This window comes from Streptomyces sp. cg40 (assembly GCF_050320165.1).
GTDB lineage: Bacteria > Actinomycetota > Actinomycetes > Streptomycetales > Streptomycetaceae > Streptomyces > Streptomyces hokutonensis.
The window spans coordinates 7307793-7330189 of the sequence record NZ_CP190128.1 but is presented as its reverse complement, the minus strand read 5'-3'; the positions used below and the strand labels follow the sequence as shown (position 1 = coordinate 7330189).

Genomic DNA, 22397 nt, shown 5'->3' with positions numbered 1-22397 from the left:
AATCATCGCACCGGTGGGGCTGGTTGGAAACGGGACAACCAGCGCGGCACGTCGACCTCCACGCACACGGTCTTCCGCAACGGGGCCCGCTGCGGGTGTCGGTGACCGGGTCGTCCGAAGCGCACCCGCCTCTCCGCCTTCAGGGTCGCTCAAGGGCTTCCAGAGCCGCGTCGAGCCGGCGTCCCGCCTCCTCGGCCATGGGGCGCAGCGCTTCGAGGCCGGTGAAGGCGGTCATCGTGTCGGGATCCAGCGCCTGGACGACCGTCCCCTCGGCGTCTCCGCGCACGACGACGTTGCAGGGCAGCAGCAGCCCGACGGTGCGGTCGATCTCAAGGGCCCGGTGGGCCAGGGGCGGGTTGCAGGCGCCGAGGATCAGGTAGTCCTCCATGTCCTGACCGAGCTTCGCCTTGAGCGTGGCGGCGACGTCGATCTCGGTGAGGATCCCGAACCCCTGCTCGGCGAGAGCCTCCCGTACCGCCGTCACCGTGGTGGCGAAGTCGGTCCTGACGTGCACGGTGCGGTCGTAGCGCATGGCGCGAATCCCTTTCCGTAATACCCCTATGGGTATACCGGTCTGTTCTCCCGGATACCCCAGGGGGTACTCTCCTGAGCACAACTATACCCCCAGGGGTATCAATGCGCAGGAGGAGCCATGTCCGCAGCCGTCACCGACATCACCGGCAGGAGCGCCGAAGGAGGTCCCCCGCCGCCCGGCCGGGTGGGTCCGCTGGGGCGGCTCGGGGCCTGGACCGCCGGACACTTCAGGCACGTACTCGTCGGCTGGCTGGTGGTCGTCGCCGCCCTCGGAGCGTTCGCCCCGCAGGTGACCTCCGCGCTCTCGGGCGCGGGCTGGCAGAGCAACGGTTCGGAGTCGGTGAAGGTCCGGGAGCTGGCCGAGAAGCACTTCGGCGGGACCGGTTCCTCCGCGATCCAGGTGGTCGTGTCGTCGAGGAGTCACCAGGTCGGCGATGCCTCGGTGCGGCGGGTCATCGCCGAGGTCACCGAGGAACTGAAGGCCGACGACCGGGTCGGTGAGGTCGTGGCGCCGCAGCCCGGCGCGAGCATCAGCCGTGACGGCAGGACCGCCGTCGTCCTGGGCGGAGCCGCGGCCGACACCGACGACATGGTGCGGGCCGCGGAGGATCTCAAGGATCCGCTGCGCAAGCTGTCGACCGCCGACGTGACCGTACGCGCCACCGGATCCTCGGTGATGTGGAGCGACTTCAACACCGCCAACCTCAAGGCGATGATCCACGCGGAGATCCTGTCCTGGCCGGTGACCCTCGCCGTCCTGGTCGTGGCGTTCGGTTCGCTGATCGCCGCGGGACTGCCGTTGCTGCTCACCATGGCGGGCCTGGCCGCCTCGGTCGGCTCCCTCGTCCTCATCAGCCATGTCACGCCGATCTCCATCTGGGCCATGGACTTCGCCCTGATGTTCGCGCTCGCGCTCGGCATCGACTACGCGCTGTTCCTGGTGATCCGGTTCCGCGCCGCCCTGGGGCACAGCCGCGACCCGCGGCGGGCCGTCGAGGAGACGATGGACACGGCGGGCAAGGCGGTCCTGCTGTCCGGGCTGACCGTGCTGGTCAGCCTGTCCGCGGTCATGCTGGTGCCGGCGCCCGCCGTGCGGACCATGGCGGTCGGCATCATGCTCTCCGTCCTGTTCGTCCTCGCCGCCACCCTCACGCTGCTGCCCGCGGTGCTCGCCAAGCTCGGGCCGAACGTCAACAAGTGGGCCCTGCCCAGCCGCGCCCGTGCCCGTGCCCGTGGCGAACGGACGCGGTCGTCGCGGTTCGGTGCGTGGGGTGTGCGCCTGTGGCGGCAGCCGCTGCGTTTCGGGGCCCTCGCACTGGCCGTACTCATCGCGCTGGCCGTGCCGGTGTTCGGGCTGAAGACCGCGATGCCGTCCATCAAGGTGGTCCCCGCGAACGACAGTTCACGTCAGGGCTACGCCCTGGTGCAGGAGAGCTTCGGCAAGGGTGCGCCGGGCATGCTCCAGGTCGCCGTACCCGACACGTCGGTCACCGCCACGCTCACGGCGCTCAAGTCCACCGACGGCATCGCGGGTGTCCTGCCCGCCCAGCGGGCGGCCGACGGATCCGGGTGGAGTCTCGTCCAGGCCATGCCGTCCGTCGATCCGTCCGACCCCTCGCTGACGAGGACCGTCGGCACGCTGCGTGCGGAACTCCCCGCCGACGCGCTGGTCGGCGGCGCGGCCGTGGAGAACCTCGACCTCAAGCAGGCCCTCGACGACAAGGCGCCTCTGGTGATCGGAGTCATCCTGGTGCTCGGTTTCCTCCTGCTGCTGGTCGCGCTCCAGGCCCCGCTGGTCGCCGCCATCGGCGTACTGACGAACCTGCTCGCGACCGCCGCCGCCTTCGGCGTCGCCAGGCTGATCTTCCAGGACGGCCGGCTCTCGGGCCTGCTCGGCTTCGAACCGCAGGGTTTCCTCGACGGATGGGGGCCGGTGTTCTTCTTCGCGATGATCTTCGCCATCGCCATGGACTACACGGTCTTCCTGCTCTCCTCGGCCAAGGAGCACTACGAGAGGACGGGTGACCCGAAGCAGGCGGTCGTCGGCGCGCTCACCCACTCCGGCCGGGTCGTCTTCGCGGCGGCCGCGGTGATGGTCGCCGTGTTCTTCACCTTCGCGCTCGCCGATCCGCTGCCGCCCAAGGAAATGGGCATCGTCCTCGGCGTCGCGGTCCTGCTCGACGCCTTCCTCATCCGGCTTCTCCTGCTGCCGGTCCTGCTGCGCCTGACCGGCCGGGCCGCCTGGTGGTCCCCGGCCTGGCTGCGCCGGACGCTGCCCGCGATCCGCTTCTCGCACGACTGAGGCCGGCCTCGGCCGTCTCCTGCGCGATGGCCGGATTTGTTACATTACCCCTAGGGGTATCGGTGAGGAGCGATGGTGGATCTGGAACTCGCGGGCGCGGAGCTGAAGTCCGTGCTGAACCGGCTGCGCAGGGCCCAGGGCCAGATCTCCGGGGTGATCCGGATGATCGAGGAAGGGCGGGACTGCGAGGACGTGGTGACACAGCTGTCCGCGGCCTCCCGTGCGCTCGACCGGGCCGGGTTCGCCATCATCGCCACCGGTCTCCAGCAGTGCCTGACGGATGCCAACGGCGACGCCACGTCCGACGAGAGCCGCGAGCAGATGCGCGCCCGCCTGGAGAAGCTCTTCCTCTCACTGGCCTGAGGCCGACGGCGAACAGGGCGGAGGGGGCCGCTGCTCGGTCCAACCCGAGCAGCGGCCCCTGATCCCGGCCGGGCAGCTGCACATCACGGCCCGCTCGGCCCGCGAGGACCACCGGCAGCAGCAGGTGTTCGACCCCACCCGGCTCGCCCCCGGCGTGGACCTCTCCGACGACACCATGGCGACCTTCCGCCGCCACGCCTACTCCGTCTCGGCCGAACGCCGCCTGGCTCCCTGACGTGGGGGTGAAGCGGGGCCGCGGCATCAGCCGGCCCTGCCCCGCTTCCGTTCCCTGCGCCGCGCCTCCCGCCGCTGCTTGCCCGGCAGGGCACCGGCGAGTTCGCCCACCGGCGCGAGGTCGTGGCAGTCATCGCCGCGATGGCCGCGGCACCACCACACCGCTCCGGGGCCCCAGCTCTCCCCGTACTCCCAGTCGGCGGTCGTCCCCTCGGGACGCGGATGCGTGCCGAGCTTGTGGAACGGGCACACCGGCCAGACCTGCCAGAGCAGTTCGACCACGGTCTCCTGCGCCGCATCCGCGACATGGACGAGAGGATCGGCGTCGCCCTCCTCGGGTTCGGACAGACCGTTGCCCTGGGAGGTGCCGTCGGACAGCGCGACGTAGACCTGCTCGCCGAGGTCCTCGTCCCCGCCCCAGACCATCAGGACCAGCGGCTCCCGGTCCGGGAAGATCGCCGCGAAGTCGCGGTTGACCGTGTCGAGCGCGGCGCCCAGGCGCGGGAACTCGCCGGGTTCGGCGCGGCGGAAGTCGAAGTCGTTCACCCCGCGATCCTCTCCCGAGCCATCACGCCGACGGGAAGCAGGTATCGGCAGTGGCCATATGCGCTGTCCTGCAAGGAACTTGACGATCCGTCACTTTGCCGATCACACAGCCGACGAACAGAATCCTTACCTAAGGTGCCGTGTCCATGACAGATACAGGAGCAGCAACCAACCCGATCGGGCGCCGCACCGTACTGATCGCCACCGGCACCACGGCCGCCGTACTGGCCGTGGGCGCCGCCGCGCCCGAAGCCCCCGCCTCCCCCGTCGATGCCGCGGCCGCGGCCGTCTGCACCCTCACCAAGGAGATGACCGAAGGCCCCTACTACCTCGACGGCGCCCTCGTCCGCGCCGACGTCACCGAGGGCAAGGCCGGCATCCCGCTCAAGCTGGCCCTCACGGTGGTGAACGACAGCACCTGCGCGGTGATCCCCAACGCGCTGGTCGAGATCTGGCACTGCGACGCGCTCGGCGAGTACTCCGGCTACGTCGGCAACAACGGCCACAGCGAACCGGACGACGGCACCTTCCTGCGCGGCGGCGTCCTGACGAACTCCGCCGGGCTCGCCAACATCACCACGATCTACCCGGGTTGGTACCGGGGTCGCTGTGTGCACATCCACGTCAAGGTGCACACCGGCGTCACGCTCACCTCGGACGGCTCGTTCACCGGCGGCCAGGAGCTCCACACGGGCCAGCTGTTCATCGACGAGACGATCACCACCGCCGTCGCCAAGATCTCGCCGTACTCGACCAACACGGTCACCCGCACCACCCTCGCGCAGGACTCGATCTACGACGACGGAGGCGCCGCGTCCGGCCTCATGACCCTTACGGCACTGGGCAGTTCGACCTCCTCCGGCTACACCGGCACGCTGACGCTCGGCGTCCAGGAGAGCTGAGCCCAGGGACCCAAGGGGGGTGGCCCGCGGTGCGACACGGGCCACCCCCGCATCACCTCAGGAGGCCGGGCACTCCTTCCACGCCATGTGGTACACCGTGCTGATGTCGCCGTCCGTCGAGTCCATGGTCATGAAGCTGACCGCGCTGGACGACGAGGTGCCGGCGGCGACCCGCAGCTCCGTGTTGATGTTGAAGTTGCGCTGAACTCCACAGGGCGCCCAGACCAGTTGGGCCCAGTCGGTGCTGTCGGTCGCCTGCCAGTTGTCGTCGTAGGGGCCGTTGAACGGGTGGTTCTTGGACGCGGTGCTCGACGAGCCCTGGAAGTAGTACGAGGCCTTCTGCGCACCGCTCGCACCGCGCTGGAGCGAGGCGAAGCCGCGGTAGTCCACGCTCGCGATGGCGTAGGTGAAGCCCTGCGGGACGTGGACGACCAGGTTGAGCTGGCAGTTCTTGCGGAAGGCCGTGGGGTCGGAGTTGCCGCCGACCTGGGCGAGATACGCGCTGTAGGTCACCGTGAAGGCGGTGTTGTCCTCGGAGACGGCGACGGCCGTGGTGCCCTGCGGGCAGCCCGAGCCGTTCACGGTCGCGACGTTGATGACGATCTTGTCCGGCGGCGGGTCATTGAAGACCGGCGACGACGAGTGCTGCGCGGACGGCAGCGCGGTGGCGAGCAGTGCGGCGACCGCACCACTCAGGAGGAGCCCACCAGGCATGGTTTCTCCTTGGGTTGGGGGGTGGCTGCGCCCCAGGTCCTTGAAGACCCAGTCTTTGAAGGACCAATGAAGTTCCTGTGAAGACCGACGGGGCGCTCGCATCGTAGGAAGCCGCGCGCGGAACGGTCAGGGCGAACTCAGGCCATTCACAGATGCGCCTTTCACACCGTCTCCACAGTGTGTGAACTCTGTGGAAATAAGCGGGCGTTGACCGATCCGTCCCCAGCCCCTTCACAGCCGCACATTAAGGAACTCTTCAGGTGCGGCCGTAACTTCGCTGTCCATGAGGTCGGCACTACTCGCCCGGGAGGCAGTTGACCGGAACGCACTGATCGGCGAGTGCCGATCACACCCTGACGGGCTGCCGCCCTTCGGCGGACTCGGACTCGGTTCGCGCCTTCCTCGCCTCGTCCCGGCGATGGGCACGGACCGAGTACGCCAGAGCGGCAGCCCACATCCCGTACAGCACGACGTAGACCGGGGTGCTCAGCGCGCCCGGCGTGCCGATCCAGTCGCTGTGCAGGAGCGTACGGACGTTGGTGACGACGATGATCCCGCCGACCGCCGAGCCCAGCACCCGGGGCGGCACCAGCCGGACCAGCCAGGCGGCGACCGGCGCGGCGACCACCCCGCCGAGCAGGAAGGCGATCACCCAGGTCCACTTCAGCCCCTGGGACCCGAGCGAGAAGAGAAAACCGAGGCTCGCCGCCACCGCGACCAGGAACTCGCTGGTGTCGACCGAGCCGATCACCTTGCGCGGCTCCAGCCGCCCGCTGGCCAGCAGCGCGGGCGTACCGACCGGCCCCCAGCCGCCCCCGCCGGTGGCGTCCAGGAACCCGGCGACCAGACCCAGCGGCGCCAGGAACCGCTTCCGCAGCGGCTTGCCGAGCCGACCCTCCGGCAGCCCCTTGAAGGTGAACCGGGACATGACGTACACACCGAGCCCGAGCAGGATCAGCGACATCACCGGCTCCGCGACCTCCGTCGAGAGCTTCGACAGCACGGTCGCCCCCAGGAACGACCCGACCGCGCCCGGCACGCCGATCCGCACGACGACCTTCCAGTCCACGTTCCCGAACCGCCAGTGCGAGGCCCCGGACATCAGGGTCGTACCGATCTCGGAGAGATGGACCGTGGCGGAGGCGGCGGCCGGATTGGTGCCCATGGCCAGCAGCAGCGTCGTCGAGGTGACCCCGTAGGCCATGCCGAGGCTGCCGTCCACGAGCTGGGCCCCCAGACCCGCGAGGGCGAGCAGTATCAGCGTGCGCATGTCGAGCGGCCTCTCGTTCCCGGGTTTCCCACCGGTTGGGTAGGGATGAACGGGAGGTGACGCTAAAGGGTGATTCTGAGTGCGACCTGAGACCGCGCGCCCCTAGGGGTTCTCCCAGGCCGCCGGTTCCGCCGCCAGCGCTCGTACCGGCTCCGGCAGCGCGTCCGCCGCGATGTCCGCGAGCGTGACGCCCTCCAGGATCTTGCGGACGTTGGCGCGCAGCGCGATCCACAGCGGGAGGAGGGGTTCGGCGGAGCCGGTGTAGGCGAGGCCGGTGGGGCGCTCGCCGCGCACCGACACGATCGGGCCGTCCACCGCGCGTATGACGTCGGCGACGGTGATCGCGGTCGCGTCGCGCGCCAGCCGGTAGCCGCCGCCCCCTCCGCGCCGGCTGTCGACGATCCCGGCGCGCCGGAGATCGCCGAGAATGCCCTCCAGGAACTTGTGCGGGATGCCCTGCGTGGTGGCGATGGTCTCGGCCTTCAGCGGGCCGTCGTCACCCCGTACGGCGAGCTCCAGTACCGCCCGTACCGCGTAATCCGCCCGTGCCGAGATCCTCATGCGTCCATTGTGGGCCGTTCTGGCGTACAGAATGACCCCGCACGACGGCCGCCAAGGATCACCACGGAAAATGGCCTCGCACGTGCCGCCGACGGACCGGACCCGAAAGGAGCTTCCAGTGGAGCTGAGCAGGCGTACCTTCAGCACCCTCGCGGGTACGGCCGCGCTCGGACTCGCGCTGGGCGGTGGCAGCGCCGGCTCCCCGGACGCGTACGCCGCGCACGTCGTACCGACCGGCCCGCCCCCCGCCCCGCCGGCCGCGGACGGGCTGCCGCACACGATCGGCTACGACCGCTACTCCCTGCTCGTCGACGGCAGACGCCTGGTCCTGTGGTCGGGCGAGATGCACCCGTTCCGGCTGCCGAGCCCGTCCCTGTGGCGGGACGTCCTTCAGAAGATGCGCGCCTTCGGCTACAACGCGGTCAGCATCTACGTCTCGTGGAACTTCCACTCCCCCGCGCAGGGCCGCTACGACTTCACGGGCGTCCGCGACCTCGACCTGTTCCTGCGCACGGCCGCCGAGACCGGCCTCTACGTCATCCTGCGCCCGGGCCCGTACATCAACGCGGAGATCGACGCGGGCGGCTTCCCCGGCTGGCTGACCGCCACCAAGGGCACCGCCAGGACCGCCGACCCGACGTATCTCTCGCACGTCGACGAGTGGCTGACGCAGGTCAACTCCATTGTGTCGAAGCACCTGTTCACGCAGGGCACGGGCACGGTGCTGCTCTACCAGATCGAGAACGAGTACGACGGCCAGGTGACCCACCCGGACGGCGCCGCCTACATGTCCCACCTGTACAAGAAGGTGCGCGCCGACGGCATCGACGTCCCCCTGTTCCACAACGACAAGGGCCGCAACGGCTATTGGACCCCGGGGTCGTTCGACACCGGTGGTGACACCGGCGGTTGGCTGTACGGCTTCGACGGCTATCCGACGCCGACCCAACCTCCGCCGGACTGGGGCCACTTCGGGATCGGCGGGGCGAAGGGCGGGGCGACCGCCAGCCCCAAGACCCCTGGTTTCGTACCGGAGTTCGGGGGCGGCTGGTTCGATCCGTGGGGCGGGTCGTGGTTCGAGGGGAAGGGGTACGCGGAGTCGCGCCGGACGCGTGACGCGGCGTACGAGCGGCGCTTCTACCTCACCAACCTCGCCAACGGACTGACCCTGCACAACGTCTACATGACCTTCGGCGGCACCTCGTGGGGCTGGCTGCCGGCGCCGGTCGTCTACACGTCGTACGACTACGGCGCCGCCTTCGACGAGGGCCGCAACCCGACGCCGAAGCTCGTGCCGATGCACCAACTGGGCCATCTGCTGCGGACGGTGCCCGACTTCGCCAAGCTGGACCGGGCGGCGGACGTCACGGTGGAGGGCCTGAAGGCGTACCACCTCACCAACGCCGACACCGGCACCCACGTCTACGTGCTGCGCAACGACACCGCGGCCGAGGTGACCTCCACGCTGTCGGCCCCGGACGACGACATCGAGGTCACCGTCCCGGCCCAGGACGCCCGCCTGCTCGTCACCCGACTCGACCTCGGCGGACGGAAGCTGAGGTACTCGACCGCCACCCCGATGATGTTCGTCACCGCCGGGCGGCAGGACATCGCCGTGTTCGCCGGGAAGCGCGGCGAGATGGCGCACGCCGTGGTGGAGTGCCCGGAGGAGCCGGTGGTGACCCGGCTCGACGCGCAGGCCGCGTGGGTCTGGGACCGCGGCATCCTGCACGTCACCGTCCCGCTCGGCATCGGCGGCCTGACCCGGGTCCTGGTCCAGGGCGGCGGCGTCGACAACCCCCTCCTGCTGGTCTTCGCCGACGAGATCGGCTCGGTACGCCTGTGGCCGTACGAGACCGGTTCGGGCACCGCCCTGGTCTACGGCCCGGCGCTGCTGCGCGGGGCCACGATCAGCGGCACGACCGCCCACCTGACCGGCGACACCATCGCGGAGACCGGCCTGGAGGTGTGGGGGCCGCGCGGGATCACCGAGGTCACCTGGAACGGCAAGGCCGTGCCCGCCACCGTCACCACCGCGGGCAGCCTGCGCTCGAACCCGGACGCGCTGCTGCCGGGCGTGCCCGCCGTACCGCTCCCCGCGCTCGACGGCTGGCGGCGGAAGGTGGAGAACCAGGAGGCCGCGGTCGCCTTCGACGACTCCAAGTGGACTGTGGCGAACAGGACTTCGTCGTTCAGCACGACGGCCGTCCCGTCCGGACAGCCGGTCCTCTTCGCGGACGACTACGGCTTCCACTACGGCGACGTCTGGTACCGGGGCCGCTTCACCACGGCCGCCGCCGACGCCCTGGAATCGGTGACCCTCGCCTACAGCACCGGCACGCAGGGCCTGCTGATGGCCTGGCTCGACGGCGAACCGCTGGGCACCCACCGGATGCCGGTGCCGACCACCACCAGTGTGCGGCAGGGGAGTTGGACCGCGAAGGCGACTCTCGCGGTCCCGGAGAAGCTGCGCACGGCCGGTCCGCACGTCCTGTCCGTCCTGGTCCGGCGGATGCAGCACGACCAGGACGGCAAGGCCCTCGACACCCACAAGGCCGCCCGCGGTCTCACCGCCGCGACCTTCAAGGGCGCCTCCCCGAAGGTGAGTTGGCTCCTCCAGGGCGAGACGGCGCCCGACCCGGTGCGCGGCCCGCAGAACAACGGCGGCCTGTACGGCGAACGCGAGGGCTGGCATCTGCCGGACTTCCCGGACTCCGGCTGGGAGTCCGTCACCCTCCCCCGCGCCGACAAGCGGCAGGGCGTGGCCTGGTACCGGACCACCTTCAAACTCGCCGTGGACACCGGCATCGACGCCTCGATCGGCCTCGTCCTCGACGACGACCCGACGCGCGCCTACCGCGTCCAGATCTTCCTGAACGGCTGGAACATGGGCCAGTACATCAACGACGTGGGCCCCCAGCACACCTTCGCCCTGCCGAACGGGATCCTCCGCACCCGGGGCACCAACACACTCGCGCTGGCCGTCCTGTCCGACGGCACCACACCGGCGGGCCCGAAGGACGTACGGCTGACGCTCATGGGCAGCGCGGCCGGAGGAGTACCGGTGACACCGGTGCCCTCCCCCGGCCGGTAGTCACCTCAGACCAGCCTGATCACGTTCCAGGACAGCGGCTCCAGTACGGCGGTCAGAGTGCCGTCCTGGAGGGCGGTGCCCTCGACCGGGTGCGGGGCCACGCGCTCCGGGTCGGCCAGGGTGTTGCGGGCGTCCGGGTCGGCGTCCGCGAGGGCGCTGTGCTCGACGACGGACGTCAGGTCGAGCCCGTTCAGGGCGACTTGGAGCGGGAGCGACTCGGTGCGGCTGCGGTTGACGGCGAACACCGTGACCGAACCGTCCTCGCCGCGCACCGCCGTGGCGTGCAGCAGGTCGGCCTCGCCGTACTGCTTCGTCTCGTGGGTCGGGGAGTCGACGCGGACGTCCAGGACCTGGCCGCGGCCGTACTTGGAGGCCTGGGCGAACGGGAAGAAGGTCGTCTGCCGCCAGGCCGGGCCGCCGGGCTCGGCCATGATCGGGGCGATGACGTTGACGAGCTGGGCGAGGCAGGCGACGGTGACGCGGTCGGCGTGCCGGAGCAGGGCGATCAGGAGCGAGCCGAAGACGACGGCGTCCATGACGCTGTAGTTGTCCTCCAGCAGGCGCGGGGCCTCGGGCCAGTCGGCCGGGTCCGCGTTCTTGGTGTGCTCCTCCCAGTCCGCCGTGTACCAGACGTTCCACTCGTCGAAGGAGAGGTTGATCTTCTTCTTCGACTTGAGGCGGGCGCCCACGTGGTCGGCGGTCGCGACCACGTTCTCGATGAAGGACTCCATGTCGACGGCGGAGGCCAGGAAGGAGTCGAGGTCGCCGTCGAGCGGCTGGTAGTAGGCGTGCAGCGAGATGTAGTCGACCAGGTCGTACGTCTCCTGGAGGACGGTCGCCTCCCACGCGGCGAAGGTGGGCATGTGCTGGGCGGAGGAGCCGCAGGCGACGAGTTCGACGTCGGCGTCGATCTGGCGCATCGCGCGGGCCGTCTCGGCGGCGATCCTGCCGTACTCCTCGGCGGTCTTGTGGCCGGTCTGCCAGGGGCCGTCCATCTCGTTGCCGAGGCACCAGACCTTGATGCCGAAGGGCTCCTTGTCGCCGTGCGCGATCCGCTGCTCGGAGAGGGCGGTGCCGGCGGGGTGGTTGGCGTACTCCTGGAGCTGGAGGGCCTCGGCGACGCCCCGGGTCCCCAGGTTGATCGCCATCATCGGCTCCGCCTGGGGGCCGACCTTCTTCAGGAACGCGATGTACTCGGAGAGGCCGAAGCGGTTCGTCTCCGTGGAGCGCCAGGCCAGGTCGAGGCGGCGGGGGCGGGATTCGGCGGGGCCGACCGAGTCCTCCCAGCGGTAGCCGGAGACGAAGTTGCCGCCGGGGTAGCGGATGGCCGTCACGCCGAGTTCGCGGACGAGGTCGAGGACGTCCTGGCGGATGCCGTCCTCGTCGGCGGTGGGGTGGTCCGGTTCGAAGATGCCGGTGTAGACGCAGCGGCCGAGGTGTTCCACGAAGGAGCCGAAGAGGCGGGGGTCGACTTCGCCGACCGTGAAGGCGGGGTCGAGGGTGAAGCGGGCGGTGCGCGTGCTCATGGGGTCCTTTCAAAGGGTGCTTACGTGAGGAGAAGCCAGCCGTCTCTTGTCCAGCTCAGGGTGTTGAGCCCCAGCTTCGGAATGCCTGAATCCTCTCCGTCGTAGTAGTGGTATGCCAAGACATACTGACTTTTGTCTTGGAAGACGGACTCTCCGCCCGGGCCGATGTAGCGGCCGTGGCTCGCGAGGAGCAGGTCGCCGCCGCCCGCGAGCATCGGCTTGCCCGTGCTGTCCGCGTACGGGCCCGTGACCGACGTCGAGCGGCCGACGCGGATCCTGTACGTCGAGTTCACGCCCGCGCAGCAGGCGTCGTAGGACGCGAGGAGGTAGTAGTAGCGGCCGTGCTTCAGGACGTACGCGCTCTCCACCGCGTACGGCGCGTCCGGGCGGGTCGCCAGCTGGGCGACCGGCGCGCCCGGGAGCGCCTTGCCCGTGGCGGGGTCGAGCCGGACCATGCGGATGCCCGTCCAGTACGAGCCGAAGGCCATCCACAGTTGTCCGTCGGCCCGGACGATCGCCGGGTCGATGGCGTTCCACGCGTCCGTGGTCTCGGAGGTGAAGGCCTTGCCGTGGTCGGTCCAGGTACCGGGGAGGCCGGTCGGGGAGGTGGCGACGCCGATCGCGGAGTGGTTGGTGCCCCAGGAGGAGACGGCGTAGTAGAGCCAGTAGCGGCCCGCGCGGTAGGAGAGGTCGGGGGCCCAGGGATCGCCGGTGGAGTTGTAGTCGTACCACCAACTCGGGGGCGCGGCGAAGGCGTTGCCCGCGTCGTCCCACTGGACGCGGTCCTTCGAGGTGCGGGCGCCGATGACGCCGCCGGTCGAATAGGCCACGTAGCCGCCGGACTTGAGGTGGATGACCGTGGGGTCGTGGATGATCTGCTGGCCGGTGACGGGCTGTGGGTCGGGGTAGGTGGTGTCGGCCTCGGCCGTGGCGGGGAGGAGTGCGATCACCGCGGCGGCGAGCAGGGTCGTCGGGCTCGGGTGCTTCAACTCGGTACCTCCGTCGGTGAGTCGCCGGCCCGCCGCACGTCCGCTTCTTTCACGCCGTACTTGGCGAGCGGTTCCGGGTCCCGGGGATCCGGGAGGCGGCCGGGCGCGAGGCCGGGGCCTGGCGCGGCCGGGAGGCGTCGGCGCTTCGGCTCACGTGGTCCCATGCCCTGCCCCTGCCGGTAGGGGTCCCCTTCTGTTCGAAATACCGTATAACGCTCGCAACTTCGAACGGGACGGTAAAATCGAAGCGCGTCCACGTCAATGGGTTGAGCACAGTGCAACATTCATTCTCGGGGTCGATTTCCGGACACAGCGGTCGTTCCCGGTCCCACAACGGCCACCGAACGACATGACGTCGGCAGTTGTGGACGCGTAACCTCGGACCGGCTGTGCGGCGGACGGCGAGACGAGGGAGCGGCCGGTTTCCTGCTGCCGCGGCGACGGTGAGGTGGCTGAGTCGACGTATGTCCTGGCATATTGCAGCGGTGCGCACGAAGAAGGAGATGAGGCGGCTCGCCGGCGCCCTCATCGATCCCATGCGCGTCCCGGTCCCCGCCGAACCCGAGGCCCTGTTCGACGCGCTGGTCGACTCCGTCATCCGCTGGCGGGGACGTGAAGTCGTCGTGCGCCGCGAGGTGTTCCCGCCGCACACCGCCAGCGGGCTCTGGCTGGAGGGCGACACCTACGACGTCATCGTCATCGACAAGCGGGCCGCAGCCTGGCACCAGATCGTGATCTTCTGCCACGAGGTGTGGCACATGCACCGCCGCACCACCCAGCACACGCTCCAGCTGACCGCCGAGCGCGGCCCCCGGCCCGTCGCCGCCCGCACCGACTTCAGCCTCGCCGACGAACAAGAGGCGGACCGGTTCGGCATGTTGATGAGCGGACGGCTGCGCCCCTGGCTGGAGTCCGCGGCCGACACCGACCCCGCGTACGGGCCCGCCGAGACCGACGACGGTACGCAGGGCGTCGCCGGGCGCATCGGCGCCGCCCTCAACTACCGGGGGACCAGAAAATGAGCGGCCTGATCAACTACCTCAGCTGCGGCCTGCTGTGGCTGGGCATGCTGGTCAAGGCCCCTGATCTCATACGCCATTGGCGCGACCCCTACCTCCGCGTCATCTGCGTCCTCCTCGCACTGGCCGGGGCCTGCTTCTTCCTCGGGGCGCCCCCGACCGTCGGCGCGGTCAACCGGCTCAGCGGCGTCCCGAACCTCGCCGCACCGCTGACGTACGCCTCGATCACCGCGTACAGCGCGTCCTCCCAGGTCCTGATCGTCTACTGGCGGGGCGGACCGCACGTCCACCGCACCGCCCGCCGCTGGATCGTGGCCTACACGATCGTCCTGGTCGGCATCGCCGTGATGTTCGCGCTCGGCGACACCCCCGTGGAGCGCCGCACCGACTTCGACACCTACTACGCGACGACCCCGTTCACCGCCGAGATGATCGTGCTGTATCTCGCCGGGCACCTCGCCGCCGTCAGTGTCACCACGGTCTCCTCGCTGCGCTGGGCCCGGCAGGTGCACGGCTGGCTGCGCGCCGGGCTTCTCACGCTGGGCGTCGGCTCGCTGTGCGGCGCCGGGTACAGCCTGACCAAGTTGGCGGCGGTGGTGGCGGGTTGGTCCGGGCGGGACTGGACGAAGCTCGGGACGACCGTCTCGCCGGCCGCCGCCGGCCTCGGCGCGGTCCTGATCGTCGTCGGCGTGCTGATCCCGCTGGCCGGCCCCCGGCTGACCCAGCGGCGGCAGGCCCGGCGGACGTACGCCCGTCTCGAACCGCTCGAACACGAACTGGACGAACTCCTCACCCGCCGTGCGCTACGGCTGCCCCGGCCCCGCTTCTCCTCCCCCGCGACCCGGCTGGTGTGGCGGCAGACCAGCATCCACAACGCGCTCGGCCACCTGGACGCGTTCTTCGACCGGGCCCTGTACGAGCGGACGCTGGAGGCCGCGGCGCACACCGGGGGCGCCCCGGAACGGGCCGAGGCGACCGCGTGGGCGGCGGTCGTCGCGGCGGCCGTGGCCGAGGAGCGCACCGGCGACCCACGCCTCGCGCCCGCCGACGAACCGGGCGGGCTCCCCCACCCGGCCCCCAGCACCGCCCTCCTGGTCCCCATCGCCGACGCGCTGACCCGGTCCCCGCTCGTCGCCGCCGCCCGGGTCCGTACCGGCACGACGGAAGGGAGCACCCGGGCATGAGCCTCATGGTGTACCTCGCCGCCGCCGTCTTCCTGCTCTCCTGCACCGCCCTGCTGGCCCGGCCCTCGAACGCCCCGCGCGACCCGCTGACCGTGTCCACCTGCGCGGCGATCGTCCTCGGCTCCCTGGGCCTGGTCTGCGCGGCGCCGACGACCCTGAGCGCGGTCAACGCCCTGACCGGCATCCCGAACTTCGGCGCCCCCCTCACCTACGGCATGATCTCCGCGTACAGCTGCTCCCTGCTCGTCCTGCTGATCCACTGGCGGGGCGGCTCCCCGGCCCGGATCCGCCGCATGGTGCTGCGCAGCATGGCCGCCTACGGCGCGCTGATCGTCGCCATCGTCGTGCTGTTCGCGCTGGGCGACGCGAGCACCGAGCGGCTCACCGACCTCGACACGTACTACGCCAACACGCCCTGCATACGCGAGATGATCGTGCTCTATCTGCTCGGGCACAGCGCGGCCACGCTGGCGATGTGCTCCGTGTGCGTGACCTGGGCCCGGGAGGTCACCGGTCTGCTGCGGACCGGTCTGCGCCTCATCCTGATCGGCACGCTGCTGGACGTGGTCGGCTTCCAGCTCGCCAAGTACACGGCGGTGGTGGCCCGTTGGTACGGTCACGACCTGGACTTCCTCTCCACCCGGATCGCCCCGCCGATGGCCTCGCTGGCCGCGCTGACCTGTTCCGCGGGCTTCGCCCTGCCGAGGCTGCTGCCGGCGCTCCGCGCGCACCGGCGCGACCTCGGCGCGCTGCGCGGACTGGGCCCGCTGTGGACGGAGGTCCGGTTCGCCTCCCTCGCCCCGAAGCCGCCCAGCGCGCTCTGGCAGCTTCCGCGGATGCGGCTGCACTGGCGTGAAGTGTCCATACACGACGGCCTGTTGGCGCTCGCCCCGTACTTCGACGACCGGCTGCGCGAACGCACCCGCGACGCCGCCCTGCGCGAGGGCCGCTCCGCGCACGAGGCCCGGGTGGCGGCCGAGGCGGCGATGGTGGCCGACGCCGCCCGCCGCGCCGCCGCCCGCGAGGAGCCCTTCGGCACGCCGAGCACCTACCGCCTCTACGCCACCGAGGTCTCCGACACCTGTGGCCTGGTCGAGCTGGCGCGGGCACTCGCCCGTTCGCGGCTCGCCACGGCCGTACCGCAGAGTACGGTGAAGGCCACCCCGCACTGACCGATGGTTGCGCGAACACCCCTGTTTCCAGGCTGACTTGAGGAGCCCCATGCCGCGGAGAGCTGTCGTCGTCGGTGCCGGTCTGGCCGGCCTGCTGGCCGCCGCCGCCCTGTCCGTCCACACGGACGAGGTGATCGTGCTGGACCGGGACGAGCTGCCCGACGGACCGGAGCACCGCAGGGGTCTCCCGCAGGGACGCCACGCCCATCTGCTGATGTCCGGCGGCCTGGCCGCGATCGACGACCTCGTGCCCGGCCCGGGCGTGCGCGACCAGCTGCTCGCCGCCGGCGCCCACGAGATCCCCCTCAACTCGGGCATGATCGCCCTGACCTCCGAGGGCTGGCTGCGCCGCTGGAAGCAGGAGGGCCCCCGGATGCTCACCTGCACCCGCGCGCTGCTGGACTGGGTGGTGCGCTCGGCGGTCCTGGCCAACACGAAGACCGAGATCCGTACGGCCCGGGGTCTGGAACTGCTCGGCGACGCCCGGCGCGTGACCGGCGTACGCATCTCGACGGACGCCGGAATCACGGAACTCGACGCCGACTTCGTGGTCGAGGCCAGTGGCCGCGGCTCACGGATCGTGCGCTGGCTGGAAGCGCTCGGGATCACCGGGATCGACGAGAGGACCGTCGACTCCGGCCTGGTCAACGCGACCCGCATCTACCGCCGCCCCGAGGGCGCCGAGCACTTCCCCCTCACGATCCTCCAGGCGAACCCGTACGAGTCCCGGCCCGGCCGCGCCGGAATGGTCCTGCCCATCGAGGGCGACCGCTGGATGGTCAGCCTCGCCGGCACCCGGGGCGGCGAACCGCCCGCCGACCCGGACGGCTTCCTCCAGTACATCCGCGACCTGCCGCACCCCATCCTCGGCCGCCTCGTCTCCGGCGCCGAGCCCCTGACGGACATCCACACCAGCCACAGCAGCAAGAACGTCCGCCGCTACCTGGAGAATCTCCAGGACTGGCCGGACGGTCTGGTCGTCCTCGGCGACGCCCTCGCCACCTTCAACCCGGCCTACGGACAAGGCATGTCGGTGGCCGCGCTCGGCGCGCGGATACTCTCCCGCGAACTGGACCACGAGGGCTTCACCGCCCCCGGCCTCGCCGCCAGGGTCCAGCGCTCGGTCGCCGCCCCCGTGGAGGGCGCCTGGTCGATGGCGGTGGGCCAGGACATCTGGTACCCCGAGACAAAGGGCCCCGAGCCGACCAGGGCGGACCGCCTGATCACCGGCTACTCCCGACGCCTCCTGAAGTCGGCGACGGGTTCGTACAAGGCGGCGGCGGCTCTGGCGGCGGTGACGAGCATGGAGGCGGACGCGTCGACACTGCTGCGCCCCGGCACCTTGCTGGCGGCCCTCAACGGCCCACTGCTGCCGCCGCTTTCGGGCCCGCCCTTGACTCCGTCGGAGAGAAAGACGCTGGCCGGCTTGAAGGGCTCGTAGCTTTCGGCTTTTGCTTTCAGGGGCGCGGGACTGTATCGATTTGGGGCTCCGCCGCGCGGCCGCGCCCAGCCCCCACCGCCCCGCACCCAGAACTCAACCGTCACCCGTCGAACGCCGGTTGCGCCAGCCCCTTCCCGGCCCCCGCCACCACCAGCAGCGAACCGGCAACCGGATGCGGGGAGTTGAGCCCCACCCGAGCTGTAGTGACGTAGAGGTCGGTCAGGTCCGCACCGCCGAACGCGCACGCGGTGATCAGCGGAACAGGCAGCCGCACCTCACGGTCCAACTCCCCGTCCGGCGTATACCTCCGCACCGCACCCCCGTCCCACAAGGCAACCCACACACACCCGTCCGCGTCGACGGTCAGCCCGTCGGGAAACCCGGCCCCGTCCTCGATCTCGGCGAAGCGACGCCGCTTCGAGACCCGCCCGTCCGCGTACTCGAAGACGTCGATCCGCCGCGTGGGCGAGTCGATGTAGTACATGAGCCGCCCGTCCGGACTCCACCCTGTCCCGTTGCTGACCGCCACGTCGTCAAGAACGAGCCGTACGGAACCGTCCCCGGCGATCCGGGACAGCGTGCCGCCGCGAGCCGCCTCGTCGTAGCGCATCGTGCCCACCCACAGCGCCCCGTCCGGCGCCACGGCCGCGTCGTTGGCGCGCCGCCCGGGCACCGGCTCGCGGTGCAGCCACCGGAACTCCCCGTCGGGGTCGACGAGTCCGACCCCGTCCCGGAGATTGAGGACCAGCCCCCCGCCGACCCGCGGCTTCGCGGCGCCCACGTGCTGTTCGGTCACGCGGACCGTGCGCGCGCCGGTCGCGGGGTCGTACGTGTGGACCCGGGAGCCGAGGATGTCGATCCAGATCAGCCGCCCGGCCGCCGCGTCCCACGTGGGCCCCTCGCCGAGGGTGGCCTCGGCGCGTACCGCCACCTCGTACGTCATGCCACGCTCCGGTGTCCGAGTCGCTCCGACAGTTCCGCCGCGCCCTTGACGGCGAGCTGCTCCAGCTCGTCCCGCCGCTCGTCGCTCCAGCGGATCATGGGGACGGAGATGGAGAGCGCGGCGACGACCTGCCCGGTGCGGTCCCGGACCGGCGCGGCCACGCAGGAGACGTCCGGATTCGACTCGCGGCTCTCGACCGCGACCCCGCGCCGCCGGATCTCGGCGAGGGCCTCGCGCAGGGCGTCGGGCTCGACGATGCTGTTGGGGGTCATCGCGACCAGCGTCGCGCCCGCGGGGATGCGGGCGGTGAGCTCGGGCTCGGGGAGGGAGGCCAGCAGCATCTTGCCCACGGAGGTGCAGTGGGCGGGCAGCCGGCGACCGGCCGCCGACACCATGCGCACCGCGTGCGTGGAGTCGACCTTGGCGATGTAGATGACGTCGGTGCCTTCGAGGATGGCCACGTGCACGGTCTCGTCGCAGGTCTCGGCGACGGACCGGGCGACCTGCTGGCCCTCGGCGGCGAGGTCGAGCTGCTCGGCGTACCGGCTCCCGAGCTGGTACGGACGGACTCCGAGCCGGTAGCGTCCGGGTTGTCCGGGCACGGGCACGATGTACGACCGGGCGGAGAGCGTGGTGACGAGTTCGTGCACGGTGGTGCGCGGCAGTTGCAGCTTGCGCACGATGTCGGGGGCGGAGAGCGTCCCGTCCCCGTCGAGGAAGAGCTCAAGAATGTCGAGAGCCCGGGTCACGGCAGGTACGAGGCGTCCCACACCGGCCCCCTTCTTAGAGTGGTGTCGACTGGCGTGTTCGAAATTTCAACTGACGATCGGGATAACGAACACAGGCTAGCCATAGAGGGTTGCACGGGCAATGGTCGGGTGATCGCCCGATTACCGCCGGGCCCGCGGATCGCCCAGCGCGCCGCGCAACCGCTGGGCGCGCAGGACGAGTTCCAGCTCGAAGCGCCGGTCGGGATCGTCGATCTCGCCGCCCCATAGTTCGCGGATCTGACGCAGCCGGTAGCGCACGGTCTGCGGGTGCACCCCGAGCCGCGCGGCCACCTCGGGCGCCCCGCCCCGCGTCTCCAGCCAGGCCAGCAGGGTCTCCGCGAGCCGCCGCCCGTGCGTCGGCCCGCAGTGCGCGAGCGGCGCCAGACACCGCAGCGCGAGATCGTCGATCAGCTCCTCGGGCTGGAGCAGGACCAGCGCCTCGGTGTGCTCGGTGCAGTACAGGACACCGCCCGCGGGCAGCAGCCCCCGCTCCATCAGTCCTACGGCGGCTTCGGCCCAGCGCGCCGACTTCACCGCGTCGGCGAGCGGCACCGGGGGCCCGATCGCGCCCGCCCAGCCGGTGAGCGCGCGGTGCAGCAGCTCGGGGCGGCCGGCCGCGTCCGGTTCCGGGACGACCATGCGGGGCTGCTCGTACTCCATGTCGAGCAGGACCTCCTGCCCTACGGCGGGGGCGACCGCCTCGCGGGCCGGGCGCAGCAGCACACCGACGGAGACCTTGTCGGGCAGCGGCCAGCCGATGCGGGCGGCGCGTTCGGAGAGGGCCTCGGCCGGGTCACCGCGGTGGTGTTCGGCGAGGAGGAGTTCCATCAGCCGCCGCTGGAGACGCAGCCGCTCCCCCGCCTGTCTCGCGGCGGCCTCCGCGTAGCCGCGCACGGACTGGTCGACCAGCCCGTCCAGGTACTCGTAGCCGGCGTCGACGAGTTCGTACATCGCGGGCGGCGGGATCTCCACCCGCTGGCCGATGTCGGCGAAGCGCCGCCAGGCGAGCCGTACGCCCATGCGGTAGATCGCCTGGAGTGAGTCGAGGGTGCGGCCGTGCAGGCCCTCACCGCGCCCGAACTCCTGGAAGACGCCCGGCGGTACGGTCGGGCGGCCCTCGGCGGTCTCCAGGTGCTGGACGAAGACCTCGATGGCGCGGCGGATGCCGATCAGTGCCATGGGTTCGCCCGAGTCGTCGAGGACCAGGGGCAGTTGGGGGTGCTCGCGGCGGATCTCGCGCAGGATCTCCTCGGCGAGCGCGGGCGCCTCGGCCATGGCGATCGCGGCGAACTCGCGCACCTGGGGGCGCGGCACGTCGAGCCACGCCGAGCGTGCCGTCACGGTCGCCGGGCGGACGGTCGCCGGTGGTGCGGTCGCCGGTCGAGCGGCCATGGGGTCAACTCCCTTGACCCGCTTGCTCGTACGTGATCAGGGGCGTGTTCGGCTGGTCGGGCCTGGCGTCGAGCAGCGCGACGATGCCGAGCGCGGCGCCGACGGCGAGGGCGGCGGCGAGAGCCATGGTGAGTACGGCGGCGAGCAGTCTGGACATCGCAGGGTCGGCCTCTCTGTCCTGAGGTTCTGTCCCGAGGTGCTGCCCCGGGGTCGTCCGCCCCTGCCCGTCGGCCCAGTGTCGGCAGACATTGACACTCCGTCAAGGGGCGCCTACGGTTCCCGCCCCAAGGGCCGGCCCGAACTCCTCACCACCTTCCACTGGAGTGTCCGGATGCGCCGTACAGCCTCTCCACTTTCCTTGATCCTGTTGGGACTTGGCACATTTCTGCTGGTCCTGGCGCCGCTGCTGGCGTGGTACGTCGAACCGCGGGCCGCCGTGACGCCGATCGACATCGACACGACCGCCGTCTACCGGGGCACCGGGAGCTACTTCGACACCGGTGAGTTGCGGACCGTCGACGACCAGCGGATCACCGTCACCCAGCAGGTGCGCGGCGATGTCGCGGACAGCGAGAAGAGCGGGGACGCGGTGTGGGACGTCACCACGACCGTCGACACCGACAAGTCCCTGCCGGCCGCCGATCCGCACGACGCGCTGGAGTTCTTCCCCAACCGCTGGGTCACGGACCGTAGGACCAACAAACCGGTGCACTGCTGCCACGAGAACCCGTACTTCGAGGGCGACGCCTACCTGAAGTTCCCCTTCGACGTGCGGAAACAGCCGTACCAGTGGTGGGACAACTCCCTTGGGGACACGGTCACTCTGCGCTACGCCGGGACCAAGAAGGTGCAGGGCTACTCGGGTTACGTCTTCAAGGGCACGGTCCCGCCCACCAAGATCGGTACCCGGCTGGTCCCCGGCAGCCTGGTCGACCAGCCGGGCTCCCCCCAGATCCTTGCCGAGGAGTGGTACTCCAACCACGGCATCGAGCTGGTCGTCGACCAGCGCACCGGCCGGGTGATCTACGCCCAGACCGGCCCCCGCCGCACCCTGCGCGCCCCGAACCACGTCTACGACGCGGTGCTCCTCCTGGACGCCGACAAGCTCGCGTTCACCACGGCCACGCAGAAGGAACAGGTGAAACTGGCGAAGCAGGAGAGCGGTCAACTGCGCCTGGTGGGGCAGTCGTTGCCGATCGGTGCCGCTGTGGCCGGATTCGTCCTCGCCGTGGCCGGGGGTGTTTTGGTGCTACGAGGGCGTCGGCGCCCCGAATCGCCCGCTTCGACCGAGTATCCGCCCACGATGTGACGTGACGTCAGTTCTAACAACCCCGGAAATTGTCACGCGGGTGAGTAGCCGTCAGGAACGCCGAAGCGAAAACTGTCCACCCACCCGAGCACAGCCCGCCCACAGAACTCCGCACCGCGTCCGCCCTTTGCC

At 70.8% G+C, this 22397-nt stretch carries 20 protein-coding genes; 9 read left to right on the top strand and 11 right to left on the bottom strand.

Annotation, left to right across the window (positions count from 1 at the left end):
- Positions 1–139: 139 nt before the first annotated feature.
- A complete protein-coding gene (locus tag ACQHII_RS32985) occupies positions 140–532 on the bottom strand; it encodes a DUF302 domain-containing protein (RefSeq protein ID WP_427922688.1) in 393 nt (130 codons plus the stop codon).
- 120 nt (positions 533–652) lie between these two features.
- Here ACQHII_RS32985 and ACQHII_RS32980 point away from each other — a divergent pair, with 120 nt between their 5' ends.
- A complete protein-coding gene (locus ACQHII_RS32980) occupies positions 653–2836 on the top strand; it encodes an MMPL family transporter (protein WP_427922687.1) in 2184 nt (727 codons plus the stop codon).
- A 75-nt stretch (positions 2837–2911) separates the two neighbouring features.
- Positions 2912–3199, top strand: a complete 288-nt coding sequence (locus tag ACQHII_RS32975; protein ID WP_026178287.1) for a metal-sensitive transcriptional regulator — start codon at positions 2912–2914, stop codon at positions 3197–3199.
- Positions 3200–3460: 261 nt separating this feature from the next.
- Here ACQHII_RS32975 and ACQHII_RS32970 read toward each other — a convergent pair whose 3' ends face one another.
- Positions 3461–3979, bottom strand: coding sequence for a hypothetical protein (locus tag ACQHII_RS32970; protein ID WP_427922686.1), 519 nt, complete (start codon positions 3977–3979; stop codon positions 3461–3463).
- Positions 3980–4125: 146 nt separating this feature from the next.
- Between ACQHII_RS32970 and ACQHII_RS32965 the strand changes: the two genes are divergently transcribed.
- The gene (locus ACQHII_RS32965) at positions 4126–4881 is read left to right on the top strand and encodes an intradiol ring-cleavage dioxygenase (RefSeq protein ID WP_427922685.1); all 756 of its coding nucleotides are present in this window, start codon (positions 4126–4128) and stop codon (positions 4879–4881) included.
- Between the two features lie 57 nt (positions 4882–4938).
- Here the strand turns inward: ACQHII_RS32965 and ACQHII_RS32960 are convergent, their stop codons facing one another.
- From ACQHII_RS32960 to ACQHII_RS32950, 3 genes are all read right to left on the bottom strand, one after another.
- On the bottom strand, positions 4939–5595 hold the full coding sequence (locus ACQHII_RS32960; RefSeq protein ID WP_427922684.1) for a DUF4360 domain-containing protein: 657 nt from the start codon (positions 5593–5595) through the stop codon (positions 4939–4941).
- A 346-nt stretch (positions 5596–5941) separates the two neighbouring features.
- Complete coding sequence (locus ACQHII_RS32955) at positions 5942–6865, bottom strand: sulfite exporter TauE/SafE family protein (RefSeq protein ID WP_427922683.1); 924 nt, start codon at positions 6863–6865, stop codon at positions 5942–5944.
- A gap of 102 nt (positions 6866–6967) precedes the next feature.
- Positions 6968–7426, bottom strand: a complete 459-nt coding sequence (locus tag ACQHII_RS32950; protein ID WP_019067053.1) for an RrF2 family transcriptional regulator — start codon at positions 7424–7426, stop codon at positions 6968–6970.
- Between the two features lie 118 nt (positions 7427–7544).
- Here ACQHII_RS32950 and ACQHII_RS32945 point away from each other — a divergent pair, with 118 nt between their 5' ends.
- Entirely contained in the window at positions 7545–10520 is a 2976-nt protein-coding gene (locus ACQHII_RS32945) for a glycoside hydrolase family 35 protein (protein ID WP_427922682.1), read from the top strand.
- 5 nt (positions 10521–10525) lie between these two features.
- On the opposite strand, the gene ACQHII_RS32940 is transcribed toward ACQHII_RS32945, so the two are convergent.
- Positions 10526–12046, bottom strand: coding sequence for an alpha-N-arabinofuranosidase (locus ACQHII_RS32940; protein ID WP_427922681.1), 1521 nt, complete (start codon positions 12044–12046; stop codon positions 10526–10528).
- 20 nt (positions 12047–12066) lie between these two features.
- Entirely contained in the window at positions 12067–13035 is a 969-nt protein-coding gene (locus tag ACQHII_RS32935) for an arabinan endo-1,5-alpha-L-arabinosidase (protein ID WP_427922680.1), read from the bottom strand.
- A gap of 485 nt (positions 13036–13520) precedes the next feature.
- Here ACQHII_RS32935 and ACQHII_RS32930 point away from each other — a divergent pair, with 485 nt between their 5' ends.
- The 4 genes from ACQHII_RS32930 to ACQHII_RS32915 are packed head-to-tail and all read left to right on the top strand — an operon-like array spanning position 13521 to position 17851.
- Positions 13521–14057, top strand: a complete 537-nt coding sequence (locus ACQHII_RS32930) for a toxin (protein WP_427922679.1) — start codon at positions 13521–13523, stop codon at positions 14055–14057.
- A complete protein-coding gene (locus ACQHII_RS32925; RefSeq protein ID WP_427922678.1) occupies positions 14054–15238 on the top strand; it encodes an MAB_1171c family putative transporter in 1185 nt (394 codons plus the stop codon). The genes ACQHII_RS32930 and ACQHII_RS32925 overlap by 4 nt, the downstream gene beginning before the upstream one ends.
- Positions 15235–16410, top strand: a complete 1176-nt coding sequence (locus tag ACQHII_RS32920; RefSeq protein WP_427922677.1) for an MAB_1171c family putative transporter — start codon at positions 15235–15237, stop codon at positions 16408–16410. The genes ACQHII_RS32925 and ACQHII_RS32920 overlap by 4 nt, the downstream gene beginning before the upstream one ends.
- A 49-nt stretch (positions 16411–16459) precedes the next feature.
- Positions 16460–17851 carry an FAD-dependent oxidoreductase gene (locus ACQHII_RS32915; RefSeq protein WP_427922676.1) on the top strand — a complete coding sequence of 464 codons (1392 nt, stop codon included), beginning with the start codon at positions 16460–16462 and terminating at the stop codon, positions 17849–17851.
- Positions 17852–17951: 100 nt separating this feature from the next.
- Here the strand turns inward: ACQHII_RS32915 and ACQHII_RS32910 are convergent, their stop codons facing one another.
- The 4 genes from ACQHII_RS32910 to ACQHII_RS32895 form a co-directional block, all read right to left on the bottom strand.
- Positions 17952–18794, bottom strand: a complete 843-nt coding sequence (locus ACQHII_RS32910; protein ID WP_427922675.1) for an SMP-30/gluconolactonase/LRE family protein — start codon at positions 18792–18794, stop codon at positions 17952–17954.
- Complete coding sequence (locus ACQHII_RS32905) at positions 18791–19564, bottom strand: IclR family transcriptional regulator (RefSeq protein ID WP_427922674.1); 774 nt, start codon at positions 19562–19564, stop codon at positions 18791–18793. Before ACQHII_RS32905 ends, ACQHII_RS32910 begins: the two co-directional genes overlap by 4 nt.
- Positions 19565–19684: 120 nt before the next feature.
- Positions 19685–20956, bottom strand: coding sequence for a helix-turn-helix domain-containing protein (locus tag ACQHII_RS32900; protein WP_427922673.1), 1272 nt, complete (start codon positions 20954–20956; stop codon positions 19685–19687).
- A gap of 4 nt (positions 20957–20960) precedes the next feature.
- On the bottom strand, positions 20961–21113 hold the full coding sequence (locus ACQHII_RS32895; RefSeq protein WP_362970637.1) for a hypothetical protein: 153 nt from the start codon (positions 21111–21113) through the stop codon (positions 20961–20963).
- A 174-nt stretch (positions 21114–21287) separates the two neighbouring features.
- Here ACQHII_RS32895 and ACQHII_RS32890 point away from each other — a divergent pair, with 174 nt between their 5' ends.
- A complete protein-coding gene (locus ACQHII_RS32890) occupies positions 21288–22265 on the top strand; it encodes a DUF3068 domain-containing protein (RefSeq protein WP_427922672.1) in 978 nt (325 codons plus the stop codon).
- Positions 22266–22397: the final 132 nt, after the last annotated feature.